This window comes from Bacillus mojavensis, from assembly GCF_012648005.1.
Lineage (GTDB): Bacteria > Bacillota > Bacilli > Bacillales > Bacillaceae > Bacillus > Bacillus mojavensis.
Window position 1 is genome coordinate 942,501 of record NZ_CP051464.1, and the last position, 17,802, is coordinate 960,302.

The window sequence follows — 17,802 nt, forward strand, 5'->3', positions numbered from 1 at the left end:
GTAGGACATCGCCAGGCAGACTTCATTCCGCAGTAGCTCAGTGGTAGAGCTATCGGCTGTTAACCGATCGGTCGTAGGTTCGAATCCTACCTGCGGAGCCATTATTGGAGAGCTGTCCGAGTGGTCGAAGGAGCACGATTGGAAATCGTGTAGGCGGTCAACTCCGTCTCAAGGGTTCGAATCCCTTGCTCTCCGCCACTGATATTTATACATAATCACAATTGAAAGTCTGGGCCCGTTGGTCAAGCGGTTAAGACACCGCCCTTTCACGGCGGTAACACGGGTTCGAATCCCGTACGGGTCATTATATGATGGAGGATTAGCTCAGCTGGGAGAGCATCTGCCTTACAAGCAGAGGGTCGGCGGTTCGAGCCCGTCATCCTCCACCATTATCATCGCGGGGTGGAGCAGTTCGGTAGCTCGTCGGGCTCATAACCCGAAGGTCGCAGGTTCAAATCCTGCCCCCGCAACCAAAAAATATATCCTTTTAAATAAGGAGCGCCCAAAGGGTGCAACCAATTAAAATCAAAATGGTCCGGTAGTTCAGTTGGTTAGAATGCCTGCCTGTCACGCAGGAGGTCGCGGGTTCGAGTCCCGTCCGGACCGCCATTTAAATAATAAGGCTCGGTAGCTCAGTTGGTAGAGCAACGGACTGAAAATCCGTGTGTCGGCGGTTCGATTCCGTCCCGAGCCACCACCTATGCCGGTGTAGCTCAATTGGTAGAGCAACTGACTTGTAATCAGTAGGTTGGGGGTTCAAGTCCTCTTGCCGGCACTGTTTTTTCAAAACTTAATGTGGAGGGGTAGCGAAGTGGCTAAACGCGGCGGACTGTAAATCCGCTCCCTCAGGGTTCGGCAGTTCGAATCTGCCCCCCTCCACCATTTATAGGGGCATAGTTTAACGGTAGAACAGAGGTCTCCAAAACCTCCGGTGTGGGTTCGATTCCTACTGCCCCTGCCAAATTTATGACATCTTGAGATTATGGCGGTTGTGGCGAAGTGGTTAACGCACCAGATTGTGGCTCTGGCACTCGTGGGTTCGATTCCCATCAATCGCCCCATATTATCATTGGGCTATAGCCAAGCGGTAAGGCAACGGACTTTGACTCCGTCATGCGTTGGTTCGAATCCAGCTAGCCCAGTCTCACTTTTATATCAATTGCATATAATGTATTAAGTCCCTTAAGATGCGGAAGTAGTTCAGTGGTAGAACACCACCTTGCCAAGGTGGGGGTCGCGGGTTCGAATCCCGTCTTCCGCTCCAATTACGGCGGCATAGCCAAGTGGTAAGGCAGAGGTCTGCAAAACCTTTATCCCCGGTTCGAATCCGGGTGTCGCCTTTCTTTTGCCGGGGTGGTGGAATTGGCAGACACACAGGACTTAAAATCCTGCGGTAGGTGACTACCGTGCCGGTTCAAGTCCGGCCCTCGGCACCAATTTTACTTACTTGATAAGTTAAATTGGTGTTTGTGCTTGAAAATATAATGAAGCTAATCATATCAATGATCTACTTATGTAGATCATTTTTTTATTGTATGAATAGTCGATGTAAGCATTGGGCTGCATTTCATAGAAAATTGCTTTAGCTACTTATTATTATATTTCCAAAAAAACTTTTTTAAAATCCATTGACACTTTATCATATCCATGATATATTTATATTCGTCGGTTAGATACGACGTAAAACTTGCCGGTGTGGCGGAATTGGCAGACGCGCACGACTCAAAATCGTGTTCCTTCTGGAGTGTCGGTTCGACCCCGACCACCGGTATCTTTTTTTTCAGCAATACCAAGAGACTTCTACAATTGTAGAGGTCTTTTTTTGTTTTACTTCACACGATTTTTCCTCTAATAATCGTATTCCTCAAGTCGTACGCTCCACAGGTAAGAAGGGGTGATTAAATGGGGAGGCGAAACAACTTCCTTTCTACAAATGAGCTGACAAAGATACGCAAGAACTCCAAAACGTATGACTTTGAAGCTTCTCTTGAACTATTTATCGAGGATTGCAAATTAAGAAATTTGCGACCTCACTCCATTAGTTACTATCTCAATGAATTGAAGGTTTTTGAAAGGTATTTACTTGAGCAAGAAATTTCAACCGCTCCAGACAGCATTACTCAAGAGGTCATTCAGAGGAATGTTGTCCTCTATATGAAGGAACAAGGCTTGAAAACGTCTCTATTAATACCCAACTCAGAGCTATTCGTTCGTACTTTAATTTCCTGTATAAACAAAAGCATATTCGTAAAAACCCAGTTAAAGACATTAAGCTCCTTAAAGACAGGAAGGAAATTGTCCAGACGTTCTCAAATGAACAGCTCGAAAGGTTACTTAAACAGCCAGACTTGATGACGTTTACTGGGTTAAGGGATTACATTTTAATGTTGCTCTTGCTTGAAACTGGAATAAGAGTAAATGAATTAATTGGTATTGAGCTTGGAGATATTCGACTAAAAGAGGGAGCTATCCATATAAGGAACTCTAAGACGTACCGAGAAAGGATTGTTCTAATTCAAAAGACCATGAGGGAGCAAATTGAGAAGTATATTGCTATTCGGGCGATTGTTGAAAGTACAAGCTTGTTTGTAACGATAGACGGAACAACTTTAACAAAAAGACAGGTACAGAACAGAATTTCTTTTTATGGGAAGAAGGCAAAGCTTGAGGGAGTACGTTGTTCCCCTCATACGTTTAGACATACTTTTGCTAATCTTTCAGTCAAAGGAGGAGCTGGTATTTTTGAGCTTCAACAAATTCTCGGGCATACGTCAATGGAGATGGTTAAAACGTATGTAAATTTGTTTAGTGAGGACGTAAAAGACAAGCATAAAAGCTTAAGCCCTTTCAAGGGTATTAAAACAAGACTTTAAAAAGGAAAAGGAGCTTCCCTCTCCAGTTTGGCGACCCGAGGGGAAACTCCTTCATACTACTGGAGGACTCTGCACGAGACCTCTCTTTTGTCATTTTATCAAAGAGCAGGACTCAAGAGCAACCCTCCATTACTTGGAGGAAGAGCATGAATTGTATAAGAGAAGAAGAAACGTTTGACAGCGTCTTTGAAATGGACAGCTTTATTAGTGAAGCCCTGTCTTATTTTGAGTTGACTGAAATAGAAAGAAGGCTTTTAAGGTTGCTTGCTGGTCATTCAGTTAAGTTTATTGGAGTGAGCTTCCTCAACTTCCTCAAGGTTGCTTCCATGGCTGACGCTCTGGAGGTCAGCTCTAAGACAATTCAAAGAGCCTTAAAGCGGCTGAAAGAGTTTGGAATAATAAAGCGAGTAAGGACTCTCAGACCGAAAAGAGGGGGCTTTGGGGCTTCCTCGAATATCATTTTTCCTGTCGAGCTGACCTATCGTTCGACCTCTGATGAGGGGACTCCGTAGCAAGAGCCGCAAGCGGTTAAACAAGCAAGTGAACCGAAAGAAACATTCTTTCTCAAAGCATTTCCAAAAGATTCAAAAGAATTACGACTCCTGACCAAAGCTGAGCTGGATTATACATATTTAAGCGAATTTGTTCCAGAAGCGTTCTCTCAAGCGGTTAAGCCATTCATAAGAGCTGAGGAAGCCTTCTCTCTTTGGGCAGAGCCAGCAATAAGAGCGTTCAAAGCTTCTGTCTTTGCTCAACAAGCGAGGAGGATAAAGGGAGGAAACATTGGAGCTTACTTCTGGGGAGCTTTGACAGGAATTTTCTCAAGAGAGCAGAGGAAGCTGGCGGCAACAAGAAACCCTCCCTTATATAACTGGCTCGAAGAATAACAAATTTACTGTTTTTTTTGCGTTCTCTTATGTTGGTTTTATAAAGAAAATTCAAAAATGTACTGGAGAACTAAAATGGCGAATGAATTATTTATTATGACTGGAGTATGGATTACTGAAATGACAGAAGAAATGTCTCGACCTTATCATGGAATAGACAGCCATTATGAGGTGCTGATTAAGGACAAGTCTTTCGAGCTGATAAATTTTTTATTAGTCGGTAACTATGGCTCGTTAATCATAAAAGCCAAAAACCTAAAGACAGCTATGAAAGTATTCGATTCAGTTAAATTACTTTTTGCTTTTTGCGACCATATTTATGACGAGGATATGGCTCTGTTTAGAATGGAAAATAACTTGGAAAGCGGTAAAGACCTAAAAATTTATGACCTTAATCATAATAGAAATTCTCATGTACGAGATTACCTTGAGGACGGAGCGATTATTGGTACTTTACGTTTTAAGAAACTGGAGGAACTCCTCAAGCTTATCGTTCGAGACAGCCGACTCAGAACAGCTCTGGCTTGCTTTTACCAAGCTCAAGAAACCTATTACACTCATTTAGTCGGCTCGTATATTACTATGCACTCTCGTTTGGACTTGCATTATTACGAAACAGACGAGTACAGCTTTTAAATGCTATTAATTACGAAAAGTTTTGTTCCTCGCTTACGACTGCTTACAGGGGAATTGAAGCTATTATGGACTACAATTTCCGAGAGAGAATATTTGAGAACGACCATTATAAGAAGATCATTGACAATAGAATTGATGGAGTCAAATGGAATACGAAATATTTAAACGCCTTTGATAAAGTCAGATATGGAGACGTAAGTAAGAAGAGTTATGCAAAAGTATCAACAATGATAAAGAAATTCCTTTTTGCCAGAAACCGAGCTGGGCATGGAAAGGTTTATGCTGACCAAAAGAAAAACAATCCAATAACTATGGAGCTGACTCATGAGAGCAAGAGGTTTCTTGAGTTTTTAATTATTGAGTATATTGTCAGCAAGATTGAAATTAAAGAGATTTAATAAAAACAAAAGCGCCACACACGGTAATTCTTTAGAATTAGTTGCTTCAATTGAGAAGGCAAACTGGCAATTTGGACTCTTTGCGGCTCTTGGGAAGTACGAGCGAGGGAGCTGTTCCCGAATAAGCTGGAAGGGTAGCAATCGAACATGAAGCCTTTGGGAAGCATTACTGGAAGGTGAGCTGGAACGCTGTCCTCTTGAGGTTCGTTCTGGAGCTGGCATTTAATCGGGAAACTAATTTGGCTTGAACAAAAGGCCAGAAACCAAGAGAAAAGAGGAGCTGTCAAAAGGAGCTTGTTTAATCAGATAATTAATAAAAATATGAGAAGGGCTGTCTATTTTTTTAAAGCTCTGGAGCTTTGCTCTTTAGTATCTTATGAGCTGGAGCTTTTAAGTCATTCCTTTGAGCTGGAACTCTTTAATGGGTAGAAGTTGAGTTGTTCCTCTTGGTTCTTCCTCTTGGGTTTGCTGAGGGTTTAGCTCTTGGGTTTACCTTCTGAGGAAGCAAAACAGTCTCTTACATTCCGCTCCATGAGGTCACTTCTCCAGCTAGATACGAACAGAACTATTTCTCTATTGTCCGAATGTTCGTTTTTTAGGTTCGCTCCAAAAAACAGCCCTTGAGCCAGCTTCCTTTGTTCACTTTATCGAACAGCCAAAGACAGCCGCTAGGGAAAGCCATGTTTAGAATGTTGGAGAGATATTCTTGTTGAACGTACCAAGGCTGGGCTTGAGAGTGCAAGAGCAAGAGGGCGCAAGGGAGGAAGACCCAAGAAGAACTCCAGCAAGGTAACGCAAGCCCTCAAGCTGTATGACTCTAAGGCTTACTCAATTGCTGAGATAACTGAAATGACTGGAGTTAGTAAGCCAACGCTTTATAGGAAACTCAGAGAGCGAGACAGTAATCCAAAGCTTTATGAGGAAGCCAGCTCAAAGGAAAACAATAATAAAAAAGGCGAACAATGAAAGAAAAAAATAAATATTTATTCGAGTCAGAGTCCTTAAGGTTCTGGCTCTTGTTATTATTCACGAACATTCCTCGAAAGTAAGCTCGAAAAATTTTAAGGGGTAGGGAATAACTTAGAAGTGGTATGAGCCATTTTTACAAACTATAAAAATAGAATAAATTTTTTCCAGAAGTTACCTTACTCAGCAACCTCAAAAAATTCTTGAGCGAGTCTCCAAGCTATAACGATTTTGAGGTTAAAATGATTCGATTTGCTGAAAGCCTTGGACTTAACCGCAAATTCCAATTGTCAAAGGAGAACCGAGACAACAAAGAAGTTATTGGAATTGCTGGTTTGTTCATTGACGACAACGAATAAACGCAAGACAACGAAAGCCAGCTTGAGAAGGCTGGGGCAATAAACGCTGTAAGAGCCGTCCTCTGAGGTTGCTCTGGAGTTTACCGCGCTCATTCTTCTTACTCTGGCTTTCTTTTATCGGTTTAACTAAAAAAAACCAAGGGAGCTGATTAAATGATAAAGAGCCATTATTCAATAGGTCATAAATTAGTGATTTTCGTGAAGGGAAACGAGCTGGAGTCTCCTCAAGTAAAAAACTCTGTTGAAGACCTCGCTCTCGGGCAATACAAAGGAGCTTACCCAGAAATTATAGTTATTGGAGAGACAACAGCTCAATGGCTTTTGTTGGACGATAAAACAATACAGAAAAACCAGGTTTATATTTTGACAATGAGCTGACTCTTTAATGAGTGGGCTTTTTTGTTATTCGAGATGGAACGTAATGGATATTTTATCTATAATAAGGAGGGAAATGTATTTTAATATAATAGAAAATTAAAAGAGGGAGAATTCATGCTAACATATTCGATTGAACAAAATGCAGAGAGAATTTATCACCCAAAAACGAAAGAGTATTTTCAAGAGGTATTGCAATCATACATAAATGGAAGTTACCGCTCGGCTGTCGTAATGCTTTACTCAGTTGTTGTTTGCGATTTGATTTACAAATTAAAGGACTTGAAGGAATTATATGATGATGAAACAGCAAAATCCATATTGGCTAAAATAGAAGAGGAACAAGAGAAAGCACCCAATAGCGGCGGCTGGGAAGGAGTTCTAATTGAAGAGATTAAGACAAGAACCTTCTTATTAGAGCCAGCGGATAAAATAAGCATAGACGCTTTAAGACTTCACCGTCATTTATCCGCTCACCCTGTTTTGACTCAGCAAGACTTGCTTTCATCCCCTAATAAAGAAACCGTAAGAGCATTGATTAGAAATATGTTGGAAGGGTTGCTCGTGAAAAATCCTGTTATGTCCAAAAAGGTATTCACTACAATTCTAGAAGATTTAGACCGTCATAAAAGCTTCTTTACAGAGGACTCAGCTCTTGAAAATTATATTGAGTCGAGGTATCTGAAAAATACAAATGAATTAATGATAAATACCATATTTAAAGACCTATGGGTAATTACATTCAGTTGTACAAGTGAACCTTGTAAGGTAAACCGAGATATAAATTTCCGTACTCTTTCAATACTTTACAGTCGTTACAGAGCAAACTTACAGAAATATGTTCAAGAAAACCCAGTACAATTCAACAGGTTTTCTGAGGATGATGAGATAATTTTGCTTATATTAATAGAGTTTTTTGGTGAAAATCCTGAATTTTATGGCTTTATGGAAAGTCATAGCCGAGCCAGACTTGAAGCGAAAATCAAAGAGGACTGGAAATATGTTGTACGTTCTCCATTCTTGAGAGAGAGTATGGAAAAACATTTTGATTATTTAATTGAAGAATTACATTGGACAGACTACACTTTCGAGGAACTATTTAAAAAAAGATATTTACTAACTAAGTCAGATAGAACATTGTTGTTAAACGGGGCAGTTGATAATGAGTGTGAAGAAAAATATTATGACCTCCTTGTAAAACAATTTGTTCATAGCGGTAATTTCGACGCAGCAGACCGTAACTTTGACAATCTCATTAAACCGAATTTATCTCACTTTAACCGAGAACAAATTCTTGAAATATTACAGGGAATTAATGATAATCGTCAATGTCACGCTCATAGATATGCTGATTATAATAACTCAATTCTTAAGGAATATTCCGATAAAATTCTTGGTGCCGACTTTGATTACGAAGGAAAATTTCCAAAAGTAGGATTCAAAGGAAAAGAAGCTTAAGGAAAGAGGGAGAACAATGGCACAACCGAGACCATGGCTAGATGAAATTATAGATGCACTCAAGGAGCTTGGTGGGCATGGAACGCTTCTTGATATAACTGAAAAGATTATCGAACGAAATGTAATGGACTTTAATGCTAATCCTCTTTTCAGAGAGCGGATAAGGGGAACGATATACAACCATACCAGCGACGGAACTTACTACAAAGGGGAAGTCGGAGGAGAAAAGGATATTTTTTATTCCTTTGCTGGACTTGGGAAAGGTCATTGGGGATTAAGAGACTACGAACCTACTGAGGAAACAGTTGATATTACTGAGGACGATATGGGTTTTGAGGAAGGCAAAAAGAAGCTAAAACAGCATATTGTCCGAGAGAGAAACCCTCAAGTAATTAAACTCGCAAAGGAACGTTTCAAACAAGCTCATGGAAGGCTGTTCTGTGAGGTCTGCAACTTTGACTTTTATGAAACGTATGACGAGCTGGGAGAAGACTTTATAGAAGGTCACCATACGATTCCTGTTTCAGAACTTGAGGAAGGTCAGAAAACAAGAGTCGAGGATATAGCCTTGGTCTGTTCTAACTGTCATAAAATGCTTCATAGAAGGAGACCTTGGTTGAAAAAAGAAGAACTAATGAAATTAATAAATGTTTATAGAGAGAAAGAAACAATATTTCCATAAAGGAGCAAGAAATGATTTGTTATGTTTGCCAGAAAGAACTTTCTAAAGAAAATGAGACTGAGGAACATATAATTCTAAATGCTCTCGGAGGTAAACTTAAATCCAAAAAGCTGATTTGCATAAGCTGTAATTCCAAATTTGGAAGCGGAATTGATAACAAATTATCAAGCCAATTACAATCAATAGCAACCTTGATAAATGTTAAACGAGATAGAGGGAAGCCGCAAAATGTTAAGGCTAAGCATGGCTCTAAAGAGATACTAATTGAGCCAGGAGGAAAAATGAAACTCAGCCGAGCTTATCATAAAATAGACGGTAATGTTTATCATATAGAAGCTCCTTCTATTGGTGAAGCAAGGAAAGTTCTTCTCGGTTTAAAGCGAAAACATCCTCAATTAGATATAGACAAAGCTTTAGAAAACGTTGAGCCAATAAAAGATAAAAATGTTAATGCAAAAATCGAGCTGAATTTTGGAGGGTATGAGATTTCAAGAGCCTTTTGTAAAATGGCTGTTAATTTTTTTATTTTTCATGGAGGTAATCCAAAAGATATTCAGCATTTGCTCCCTTTTATCGAAGGTAAAGTAAAAGAAGCTGACGTTCATTATTTTTATCCAAGGAGCGAGGTTATTACCAAGGGAAAAGAAGAAATTCTTCATTCCATAATACTCAAAGGAGACAAACTGAGAAAACAATTATATGTGTACATTGAGCTTTTTAATGAGTTTAAAATGATTGTCTTCTTGAGTAGGGATTATCAAGGTGAAGACTTGTATGAAAGTTATCATTACAACTTAGTCACCAATGAAATTTTAGAGTATGAGACTGACTTTATGATTACTGCCAAGGAGTTTAAGAAGTCGATTTCAAAGGAAATTGATGAAGCAAAGTTTCTGGAAAGATTGAACTATTTGTTCCAGCAAATCCGTGACGTTAATGTAAATAGAAAAATCCATGAAATTACAACCTCTTCAATGGAAGAGCTAATTCAAAAGTTTCCTCAAGAAGAAAATCCTGAATTTACGGAAGAAATGATAAACATATTTACTAAAACCGTAATCGGAAAGTATTTATCCGTTTTTCAAAAATAAATAAATGAGCTGGGTTTCTTCCTATTATAATACTTCACAGGTTCTCTCTGGGGAATTTAAACTGGGGCTTGGCAACTCAAAAAAATTCGTGTAATGTTATCTTATAAATAAGTCGTACGATACGAGCCGAAGAGGGGTCCTCTTGGTTGTTGAAATATAAAGGCTGGTGAGGATAAGAACGGCAAGCACGACTCAAAATCGTGTTCCTTCTGGAGTGTCGGTTCGACCCCGACCACCGGTATCCAATAGAACCCTGTTTCTTACATAAGTAAGAAACAGGGTTTTGTTTTTATTAAAAAAAGGAGCCTATGTTTATTATAGGCTCCTTTTTGTTATTTACTCAGCATATTGGTCGATGATCTCTTCTAATACCTCTTCAAGTTGTTCGATATCATCAAGCTCTGATTGTCTGAAACGGACACGTACGAGCTGCTCTCCGTCATTATACATCTCTTCCAGCCATCCTCGCAGGCCTCTTGCCCGGCGATCGACTTCGAAAATAATTTCTAAACCGTCTTCCTCTAAAAGAAAAATAAGCTCTAATTCATCAAGCATCTGACGGTAATAGCCTGATGTTGGAACAAACTCAAATTCTTGAACGAAAGGTAGGCGGCGCTGGAAATAAGATGCCTGTTCACAGTCTGCTTCGTTAAGACGGAAGCCAAGGTTTTCAATTGCTTCTAACACATTTTCAACCCAGGGATGTGCTTCTACGAAGATACGATCGTGATCTGATTTATCAATACCGCCTTGAATGTCAAGGTCTGTCACTACTGCGACTTCTACCTTTCCTACAGTAATCGGTGTATCAAGAGGCAGGATGAAGGAGAACGGAAATTGATGTTCTTCTCCAGGCTGAATGGTGAATGAACCAGTTACCCGAACAGAATGAATAGTTGCGTATTTCCGGTGCTCTTCATCGTCTTTTACAATGACATATTTTGTATTGAGCTGTAAGTCAATGTAGCGGATATCCTGGGCGATTTTTCCGCCTTTTACATGTACAGTTCCGCGGACTTCTTCTCCTGGACAATACGCATCTTTCTCCAGAATGGTATCGACTTTTGCTGCGCCGATGCCGGCACTTGCTGCAAGTTTCTTGAAAAATGACATGTTGATCTTCCCCTTTTTCTTTTTCTCAACAGTTATACGTGGGAAGAAGGAAAAAAGGTTCATTTTTTTTGAAATAAATGAACCTTTTTTCCTATAATCGTTCATCTGAGGGACAGACTAAAATTGATGCTTGAGTAAAGGAGGAGACATGAATGAATAAAGAAACGATGGTCGCTGATGAATTACATAGAATGTTTTTAGCTGGTGAACTGCAAATTACAGTCGAGGAGGATATTAACAATCTTTCAGAAAGACTGAGAAGCGGCGAACTCAGATTAGACAGTTTGACGGGGGAAGATGCGTTTATAAAAGAAACAGTAAACGAAGCATTAAGAAGAGTGGAGCAATAAAATAAAAAGGCGGTTTCTCAAAATGAGAGACCGCCTTTTTTTATGGTTTCAGAAGCACTTTGATAGCTCCGTCTGTTTTCGTATCAAACACCTCATATCCGTGCTTTGCTTGATCTAACGGCAGAATATGTGTGATGATGTCGCCCGGATCTACTTTACCTGTAGCAATCAAATCATACAGGTACGGCATATAATGAATGACAGGGGCTTGCCCGGTTCTGATATTTACATTCCTTTGGAAGATGTCTCCGAATGGAAATGCGTTGTATCTCATTCCATACACACCTGTCACTTGAATTGTGCCGCATTTTCTGACAGCCTGTGCCGCCGTTACTAATGCACCCATGGCTCCGCCGTGCATTTTAACACCGGTGGCGAGAAATTCAAGCGGGGACATTTTGCCGTCCATTCCCACGCAGTCGATGACGACATCTGCACCGCCCTGTGTGATTTCTTTCAAATATAATCCGGCGTTTTCTAAGTGTTCGAAATTAACGGTCTCTACATTGTTTGTTTTTTTGGCGTGCTGAAGGCGGTAGTCTACATAATCCACTGCAATGACTCTTTTGGCGCCTTTCATCCATGCGAATTTTTGCGCGAGCAGCCCGACTGGACCGCAGCCGAGAATAATGACGGTATCTCCCTCTTTTACTCCTGCGTTGTCAACGCTCCAATAGGCAGTCGACATAGCGTCTGAAAGCAATACTAATTTCTCATCTTCTATTTCACAGTCATCAGGCAGTTTAAAGGGAGTGAAGTTAGCATAGGGGACACGCATGTATTCAGCCTGGCCTCCGGGATAGCCGCCTGCTGATTCTGAATAGCCAAAATAAGCGCCGATTTCGCCGTTTGCGTTTGAATTGTCACATTGGCTTTCAAGCTGGTTTTTGCAAAAGAAACATTCGCCGCAGCTGACGTTAAACGGTATGATGACACGATCTCCTTTTTTGACCTTGTGAACGTCGGGGCCTGTTTCTTCCACAATGCCCATTGGTTCATGGCCGATGATATAATCTTCAGGGAAATTGGGAACCATGCCATGAATTAGGTGTAAGTCAGAGCCGCAGATTGCTGTGGTTGTCAGTTTGACGATGATATCATCAGGTTTTTTGATTTCTGGCGCTTTTACCTCTTTGACGCGGACGTCTTTAATGCCTTGATACGTAACAGCTTTCATGCATGATGTCTCCTTATTATTTAGTGATCGGGTGTTGCGAATGTTCCGAGACGATTCGTGTTATCAGGGAAAAGTTTTAGCCCGGCGATATCAATGGCTGTTTGTGCTGATTTCATATCGATTTGAAATTGTTTGTCCAAGTCAGAAGGGAAAAGCCAGCCTTTTTCCATCATGAGCTGTGATAGTTCGCCGTGCAGGTAAATGGCGGCGTCCAATTGATTGCGCAATGCTGTTCTGAGTTCTGGGCTTGCGGTTTCCGTGATGGCGACAGCATAATTTTTGATACCGGTTTTTACGGAAATTAAGAAATCAAGGGCGAGTGCCGAATCAGCAAGGTCAGGCATGCCTTTTGCGTTTTTCGGGTCTAAGAAATCGTTCAATGATCGTCACCTCCTGTTATTGTCGGAGCCTTTTGATAGTTGCTCTGAAGTTCAGTTACGTCCCGTACAGACTGCTGTACATCCTTCTCCATAAGGGCTCTCAGTTCCTGATCGAACACCAGCCCCTGCATCATTTTTGATTTAAGTAAACATACGGTTTTGAAGTTGAGGATTTCGTGTAAATCAACTGTTTCGTGGTTTGCCAAACGGTCTTGTTCCATTTTTTCGGTCACCTCCTGGTTCAAAGGTATTTTTGCCTTGTCTCATGCTTTTATGCGAAAGTGCTATAATGGATAAAATATTTTCTTGGGAGAGTCGGATGATGAAACAAATTATTGCGATGGGCGGCGGTGGTTTTTCAATGGAACCAGATCATCTGGTTCTTGATCAATTTATCATTAATCAGTCAAAGCAGCCCTCACCTCGCATTTGTTTTCTGCCAACGGCAAGCGGGGATGCAGAGAATTATGTCCAGCGGTTTTATCATGCTTTTCAACAGCTTGATTGTGACCCGTCTCATTTGTCTTTGTTTAAGCCGCCGACAACAGATTTAGCCTCCTTTATCTTGGAGAAAGATGTGATTTATGTCGGCGGAGGTAATACAAGAAATTTACTGGTGCTGTGGAAGGAGTGGGGACTGGATCATATATTAAGAGAAGCTTGGGAGAACGGCACTATTTTGGCGGGACTAAGTGCCGGTGCGATCTGCTGGTTTGAAGAAGGAGTGACGGATTCTGCCGGACAGCTGACCGGCTTGAAAAGCTTAGGTTTTTTGCAAGGCAGTTTTTGTCCTCATTATGATGGGGAGAAGGATCGGAGACCTTCATATCATCGCCTGATATTAGAGAAAGCGTTGAGCAACGGTTATGCGGCGGATGATGGAGCAGCTCTTCACTTTATTGATGATCAGTTTTTTCAGGCTGTAAGTTCAAGATTTCATGCAAATGCGTATGAGGTGTTGCTTCATGAAAATGGTGTCTCTGAAACAGCATTGCCAATTACATATTTGTCTTGAATATGCTGAATATTTTATACATTCCTCTTTTTTTCAGTTTGTTTTTATGATAAGATGAGTGGGAAATTAATAGTTACTAGGGGTGCCCGCTGGCGGGCTGAGAGAGAAGATATGCTTCTTAACCCTTTGGACCTGATCTGGTTCGTACCAGCGTGGGGAAGTAGAGGAATTGTTTTTATTGTTGCCGTATACTGCAATAATATGTTTCTTTCTGACTGTAACCGGGTTCATTCAACTGAATCCGGTTTTTTGTGCTGGTTATGGGCTTGATTTTGTCCTTTCAAACAAAGAGAGGGGAAGGATAAGTAATGCAAAATCATTCAGTGCAGCAAGCCAACATTTCCATTATGTCGAGTTTTTCGGGGAGTAAAAAAGTATATGTAGAGGGTGCATCGCCGGATATTCAAGTGCCGATGAGAGAAATTGAACTTAGTCCGACGACAGGATCATTTGGCGAAGAGGAAAACGCACCGGTTCGTGTCTATGATACAAGCGGACCGTATACGGACCCCGATGTGAAGATTAATATTCAAGAAGGTTTAAAACCGCTCCGCCACAGGTGGATCACTGGGCGCGGCGATGTTGAGGAATACGATGGACGTGCTGTGAAGCCAGAAGACAACGGCTATAAAAAGGCTAACCCTAATGTAAGCTATCCCGGGTTAAAGCGGAAACCGCTGCGGGCGAAAGCGGGCCAAAATGTCACTCAAATGCATTATGCCAAAAAAGGAATCATTACACCTGAGATGGAGTTTATCGCAATTCGTGAGCATGTGTCTCCCGAATTTGTGAGAGATGAGGTAGCCAGCGGCAGGGCGATTATTCCAGCAAATATTAATCATCCAGAAAGTGAACCAATGATTATCGGCCGGAATTTTCATGTGAAAATTAACGCGAATATCGGAAATTCAGCGGTTACGTCTTCGATTGAAGAAGAAGTGGAAAAAATGACGTGGGCGATTCGCTGGGGAGCAGATACGATGATGGATCTTTCCACGGGGAAAGACATTCATACGACGCGTGAATGGATTATCAGAAATTGCCCGGTTCCGGTTGGCACCGTGCCGATCTATCAGGCGCTTGAAAAAGTAAACGGTGTAGCGGAGGATTTAACGTGGGAAATCTACCGTGACACGCTGATTGAGCAGGCTGAACAGGGTGTGGATTATTTCACGATTCATGCGGGTGTTTTGCTGCGATATGTACCGCTAACCGCCAAACGGACAACGGGAATTGTGTCACGCGGAGGAGCGATTATGGCACAGTGGTGTCTGGCTCATCATCAGGAAAGCTTTCTATATACTCATTTTGAAGAAATCTGTGAAATTATGAAAACGTATGATATTGCCTTTTCTCTTGGAGACGGGCTTCGCCCAGGGTCAATTGCCGATGCAAATGACGAAGCGCAGTTTGCTGAATTAGAGACGCTCGGAGAACTCACGCAAATTGCCTGGAAGCATGATGTTCAGGTGATGATTGAGGGGCCTGGTCATGTGCCGATGCATAAAATTAAGGAGAACGTCGATAAACAAATGGAAATCTGTAAAGAAGCGCCTTTTTACACGCTAGGGCCGCTGACGACGGATATTGCACCGGGCTATGACCACATTACATCAGCGATCGGAGCGGCGATGATCGGCTGGTATGGAACGGCCATGCTTTGTTATGTGACGCCGAAGGAGCATCTAGGGCTGCCAAACCGTGAAGATGTGCGGGAAGGGGTTATTACATACAAAATTGCGGCGCATGCGGCTGATCTTGCAAAAGGGCATCCGGGAGCGCAAATACGAGATGACGCTTTATCAAAAGCCCGCTTTGAATTCCGCTGGCGCGACCAATTTAACCTGTCGCTTGATCCGGAAAGAGCACTTGAATATCATGATGAGACACTGCCTGCCGAAGGGGCGAAAACGGCTCATTTCTGTTCGATGTGCGGGCCGAAATTTTGCAGCATGAGAATTTCTCAGGATATCCGTGATTATGCCAAAGACAAAGAGCTCAATGAGTGGGATGCCATTCAAGAGGGTATGAAAGAAAAAGCTGAGGAATTTGTAAAACAAGGCAGCAAACTTTATAAGTAACAGTATACAAAAGCGATTGACAGGCCAAATTGAATACGTTTTAATATAGCTAATATACATTTCCACCATTTGCTGATCGGATCACCGAAGGCTCTTATCTTTTGAGATAAGGGCCTTTTTATTTTTAAAGGAGGGAGAAATGATGGGAACCAAAAAAGAGAAAGGGAGAAGACACTTCAGAAAACGAAAAACATATGGCAATCAGATGCTGCCGCTGGCGCTTCTTATTGAACAGAACAAGCGGGAGATAATGAATAATGAAGAGTTAATGGAGAAAATTTATATGAAGATTGACGAGAAGCATACGGCAGTCCGTGAATCTATGTAAAAAACCCGCTGAATAAACAGCGGGTTTTTTCTATGCGATTAAACTTCTTTTTTAATCGGCAAACCTAAGCCTTCTGCCACACGTTTTCCGTATTCAGGATCAGCTTTATAAAAGTGCTCGATTTGGCGGAGTTTAATTTCTTCTTTTTCTACCGGTTTCATTGCATTTACGATATTTTCTACAAGGCGGGTGCGTTCCTCTTCGCTCATTAAACGGTAGAGATCACCGGCTTGTGTGTAGTGATCATTGTGATCGTAGCTTACGCTGTCAGCCATTCCTTGTACTGGATAAGCCGCTTGTTTATCCTCAGGTGACTCAGTCGGTCCGCCGAAGCTGTTTGGCTCGTAGTAGACTGAGCCGCCACCGTTATTGTCAAAGCGCATTTGTCCGTCACGCTGATAGTTTCTTACTTCGTTGCGTGCGCGATTGATCGGCAGGGCTTGGTGGTTTGCTCCGACACGGTAGCGATGCGCATCATGATACGCAAACAGACGCCCTTGAAGCATTTTATCCGGTGATACATCAATACCGGGGACCAGTGTTCCAGGTGAGAATGTTGCTTGTTCTACTTCAGCAAAGTAGTTTTCCGGATTTCTGTCAAGAACCATGCGGCCGACTTCAATGAGCGGATAGTCTTTTTGGGACCATACTTTTGTGACATCAAACGGATCGAAGCGATACGTATTTGCATCTTCTAAAGGCATGATTTGCACATATAATTTCCATGCAGGGAAATCGCCGTTTTCGATTGCATTGAACAGATCTTCTGTATGATAATCCGGGTTTTCACCGGCAATTTTTGCTGCTGTCTTCACATCAAGGTTCTTCACGCCTTGTTCTGTTTTAAAGTGGTACTTGATCCATACGCCTTCGCCTTCGGCATTTGTCCATTTGAATGTATGGCTTCCAAAACCGTGCATGTGGCGAAGTGTAGCAGGAATTCCGCGGTCAGACATCAGGATCGTCACTTGGTGTAAAGATTCCGGTGAAAGTGACCAGAAATCCCATACAGCTGTAGGATTTTTCAAGTGTGTTTTTGGATCTCTTTTTTGTGTATGGATAAAATCAGGGAACTTAATCGCATCGCGGATGAAGAATACCGGCGTATTGTTACCGACGATGTCATAGTTTCCTTCTTCCGTATAAAACTTAACAGCAAATCCGCGCGGGTCGCGAACGGTGTCAGCAGAGCCAAGTTCACCGGCAACTGTTGAGAAACGGATGAACAAAGGTGTGCGTTTGCCGACTTCTGATAAGAAAGCAGCTTTTGTATATTTTGTTACATCGTTTGTCACTTCAAAATAACCGTGTGCACCTGCACCTTTAGCGTGAACGACACGCTCAGGAACACGCTCTCTGTTGAAATGGGCCAATTTTTCGAGTAAGTGTACATCTTGGATTAAAGTTGGTCCGCGAGAACCGGCAGTCATTGAATTTTGATTATCTCCAACTGGAGCGCCCCAGCTAGTTGTCAGTTTATTTGAACTCATGTCATCACCTCTTGGAATTTATAAGAACATAATATCATCTCTAAGTAAAAAGTCAATATTATTTTATAATCATTATAAAATAATCATTTGTATAATGCGATAAAAACTATTAAATAAAGCAGAAAACCCTTGGCAGAACAGCT

The 17,802-nt window shown here is 41.6% G+C and carries 17 protein-coding genes, 16 tRNA genes, 1 rRNA gene, 1 pseudogene and 1 riboswitch (1 of these 36 cut by a window edge); of the genes and pseudogenes, 30 read left to right on the plus strand and 5 right to left on the minus strand.

All coding sequences use genetic code 11. The features are described 5' to 3' along the window. From rrf to HC660_RS04890, 26 genes and pseudogenes are all read left to right on the plus strand, one after another. Window positions 1–17, plus strand: a 5S ribosomal RNA gene (gene rrf / locus HC660_RS04765) (it extends 99 nt beyond the left edge of the window). A 9-nt stretch (window positions 18–26) separates the two neighbouring features. Continuing rightward, window positions 27–101 (plus strand) — tRNA-Asn (locus tag HC660_RS04770). Between the two features lie 5 nt (window positions 102–106). Further along, window positions 107–198, plus strand: a tRNA-Ser gene (locus HC660_RS04775). 34 nt (window positions 199–232) lie between these two features. Continuing rightward, window positions 233–304, plus strand: a tRNA-Glu gene (locus tag HC660_RS04780). A gap of 9 nt (window positions 305–313) precedes the next feature. Continuing rightward, window positions 314–389 (plus strand) — tRNA-Val (locus tag HC660_RS04785). A 7-nt stretch (window positions 390–396) separates the two neighbouring features. Next, a tRNA-Met gene (locus tag HC660_RS04790) sits at window positions 397–473 on the plus strand. Window positions 474–532: 59 nt separating this feature from the next. Next, a tRNA-Asp gene (locus tag HC660_RS04795) sits at window positions 533–609 on the plus strand. Between the two features lie 12 nt (window positions 610–621). After that, a tRNA-Phe gene (locus HC660_RS04800) sits at window positions 622–697 on the plus strand. A gap of 5 nt (window positions 698–702) precedes the next feature. Continuing rightward, window positions 703–775, plus strand: a tRNA-Thr gene (locus HC660_RS04805). A 22-nt stretch (window positions 776–797) separates the two neighbouring features. Continuing rightward, window positions 798–882 (plus strand) — tRNA-Tyr (locus tag HC660_RS04810). A 5-nt stretch (window positions 883–887) separates the two neighbouring features. Next, a tRNA-Trp gene (locus HC660_RS04815) sits at window positions 888–961 on the plus strand. Window positions 962–985: 24 nt separating this feature from the next. Beyond that, window positions 986–1,061: transfer RNA gene (locus HC660_RS04820), tRNA-His, on the plus strand. 9 nt (window positions 1,062–1,070) lie between these two features. Beyond that, a tRNA-Gln gene (locus HC660_RS04825) sits at window positions 1,071–1,142 on the plus strand. Window positions 1,143–1,189: 47 nt separating this feature from the next. Next, window positions 1,190–1,264 (plus strand) — tRNA-Gly (locus HC660_RS04830). 5 nt (window positions 1,265–1,269) lie between these two features. Beyond that, window positions 1,270–1,340, plus strand: a tRNA-Cys gene (locus HC660_RS04835). A gap of 7 nt (window positions 1,341–1,347) precedes the next feature. Then, a tRNA-Leu gene (locus HC660_RS04840) sits at window positions 1,348–1,436 on the plus strand. A 253-nt stretch (window positions 1,437–1,689) separates the two neighbouring features. Then, window positions 1,690–1,771, plus strand: a tRNA-Leu gene (locus HC660_RS04845). Between the two features lie 131 nt (window positions 1,772–1,902). Beyond that, window positions 1,903–2,873, plus strand: a pseudogene (locus HC660_RS04850) (tyrosine-type recombinase/integrase). A gap of 146 nt (window positions 2,874–3,019) precedes the next feature. After that, window positions 3,020–3,385, plus strand: a complete 366-nt coding sequence (locus HC660_RS21000; protein WP_244956486.1) for a helix-turn-helix domain-containing protein — start codon at window positions 3,020–3,022, stop codon at window positions 3,383–3,385. A 450-nt stretch (window positions 3,386–3,835) separates the two neighbouring features. Further along, complete coding sequence (locus HC660_RS04860; protein ID WP_168747252.1) at window positions 3,836–4,396, plus strand: hypothetical protein; 561 nt, start codon at window positions 3,836–3,838, stop codon at window positions 4,394–4,396. A 65-nt stretch (window positions 4,397–4,461) separates the two neighbouring features. Then, window positions 4,462–4,794, plus strand: a complete 333-nt coding sequence (locus tag HC660_RS04865; protein WP_168747253.1) for a hypothetical protein — start codon at window positions 4,462–4,464, stop codon at window positions 4,792–4,794. Window positions 4,795–5,601: 807 nt separating this feature from the next. After that, window positions 5,602–5,760, plus strand: coding sequence for a helix-turn-helix domain-containing protein (locus HC660_RS21350; RefSeq protein WP_413287375.1), 159 nt, complete (start codon window positions 5,602–5,604; stop codon window positions 5,758–5,760). A gap of 512 nt (window positions 5,761–6,272) precedes the next feature. Further along, window positions 6,273–6,497, plus strand: coding sequence for a hypothetical protein (locus HC660_RS04875; protein WP_168747254.1), 225 nt, complete (start codon window positions 6,273–6,275; stop codon window positions 6,495–6,497). Window positions 6,498–6,611: 114 nt separating this feature from the next. Further along, a complete protein-coding gene (locus tag HC660_RS04880) occupies window positions 6,612–7,952 on the plus strand; it encodes a hypothetical protein (RefSeq protein ID WP_168747255.1) in 1,341 nt (446 codons plus the stop codon). A gap of 16 nt (window positions 7,953–7,968) precedes the next feature. Then, window positions 7,969–8,634 (plus strand): HNH endonuclease, encoded by a 666-nt coding sequence (locus HC660_RS04885; RefSeq protein WP_168747256.1) that lies wholly within the window; start codon window positions 7,969–7,971, stop codon window positions 8,632–8,634. An 11-nt stretch (window positions 8,635–8,645) separates the two neighbouring features. Continuing rightward, entirely contained in the window at window positions 8,646–9,725 is a 1,080-nt protein-coding gene (locus HC660_RS04890; protein ID WP_168747257.1) for an HNH endonuclease, read from the plus strand. 336 nt (window positions 9,726–10,061) lie between these two features. Here the strand turns inward: HC660_RS04890 and spo0M are convergent, their stop codons facing one another. Continuing rightward, window positions 10,062–10,838: a sporulation control protein Spo0M gene (gene spo0M / locus HC660_RS04895; protein ID WP_168747258.1), complete on the minus strand. Its 777-nt coding sequence runs from the start codon at window positions 10,836–10,838 to the stop codon at window positions 10,062–10,064. 152 nt (window positions 10,839–10,990) lie between these two features. On the opposite strand from spo0M, the gene HC660_RS04900 reads away from it, so the two are divergent. After that, window positions 10,991–11,188 (plus strand): hypothetical protein, encoded by a 198-nt coding sequence (locus HC660_RS04900; protein ID WP_010333477.1) that lies wholly within the window; start codon window positions 10,991–10,993, stop codon window positions 11,186–11,188. A 40-nt stretch (window positions 11,189–11,228) separates the two neighbouring features. On the opposite strand, the gene HC660_RS04905 is transcribed toward HC660_RS04900, so the two are convergent. Genes HC660_RS04905 through HC660_RS04915 form a run of 3 tightly spaced genes read right to left on the minus strand, consistent with a single transcriptional unit; the run spans window position 11,229 to window position 12,966 of the window. Continuing rightward, window positions 11,229–12,365, minus strand: coding sequence for a zinc-dependent alcohol dehydrogenase (locus HC660_RS04905; RefSeq protein WP_168747259.1), 1,137 nt, complete (start codon window positions 12,363–12,365; stop codon window positions 11,229–11,231). 20 nt (window positions 12,366–12,385) lie between these two features. Then, the gene (locus HC660_RS04910; protein ID WP_211090770.1) at window positions 12,386–12,745 is read right to left on the minus strand and encodes a spore coat protein; all 360 of its coding nucleotides are present in this window, start codon (window positions 12,743–12,745) and stop codon (window positions 12,386–12,388) included. Further along, window positions 12,742–12,966: a spore coat protein gene (locus HC660_RS04915; RefSeq protein ID WP_168747260.1), complete on the minus strand. Its 225-nt coding sequence runs from the start codon at window positions 12,964–12,966 to the stop codon at window positions 12,742–12,744. Before HC660_RS04915 ends, HC660_RS04910 begins: the two co-directional genes overlap by 4 nt. 101 nt (window positions 12,967–13,067) lie before the next feature. Here HC660_RS04915 and HC660_RS04920 point away from each other — a divergent pair, with 101 nt between their 5' ends. From HC660_RS04920 to HC660_RS04930, 3 genes are all read left to right on the plus strand, one after another. Further along, window positions 13,068–13,760 carry a Type 1 glutamine amidotransferase-like domain-containing protein gene (locus HC660_RS04920; protein WP_168747261.1) on the plus strand — a complete coding sequence of 231 codons (693 nt, stop codon included), beginning with the start codon at window positions 13,068–13,070 and terminating at the stop codon, window positions 13,758–13,760. A gap of 68 nt (window positions 13,761–13,828) precedes the next feature. Next, window positions 13,829–13,936: riboswitch (TPP riboswitch) on the plus strand. A 132-nt stretch (window positions 13,937–14,068) separates the two neighbouring features. After that, a complete protein-coding gene (gene thiC, locus HC660_RS04925; protein WP_168747262.1) occupies window positions 14,069–15,841 on the plus strand; it encodes a phosphomethylpyrimidine synthase ThiC in 1,773 nt (590 codons plus the stop codon). Between the two features lie 142 nt (window positions 15,842–15,983). After that, complete coding sequence (locus HC660_RS04930) at window positions 15,984–16,169, plus strand: FbpB family small basic protein (protein ID WP_168747263.1); 186 nt, start codon at window positions 15,984–15,986, stop codon at window positions 16,167–16,169. A 38-nt stretch (window positions 16,170–16,207) separates the two neighbouring features. On the opposite strand, the gene katA is transcribed toward HC660_RS04930, so the two are convergent. After that, a complete protein-coding gene (gene katA / locus HC660_RS04935) occupies window positions 16,208–17,659 on the minus strand; it encodes a catalase KatA (protein ID WP_010333483.1) in 1,452 nt (483 codons plus the stop codon). Window positions 17,660–17,802 lie beyond the last annotated feature (143 nt).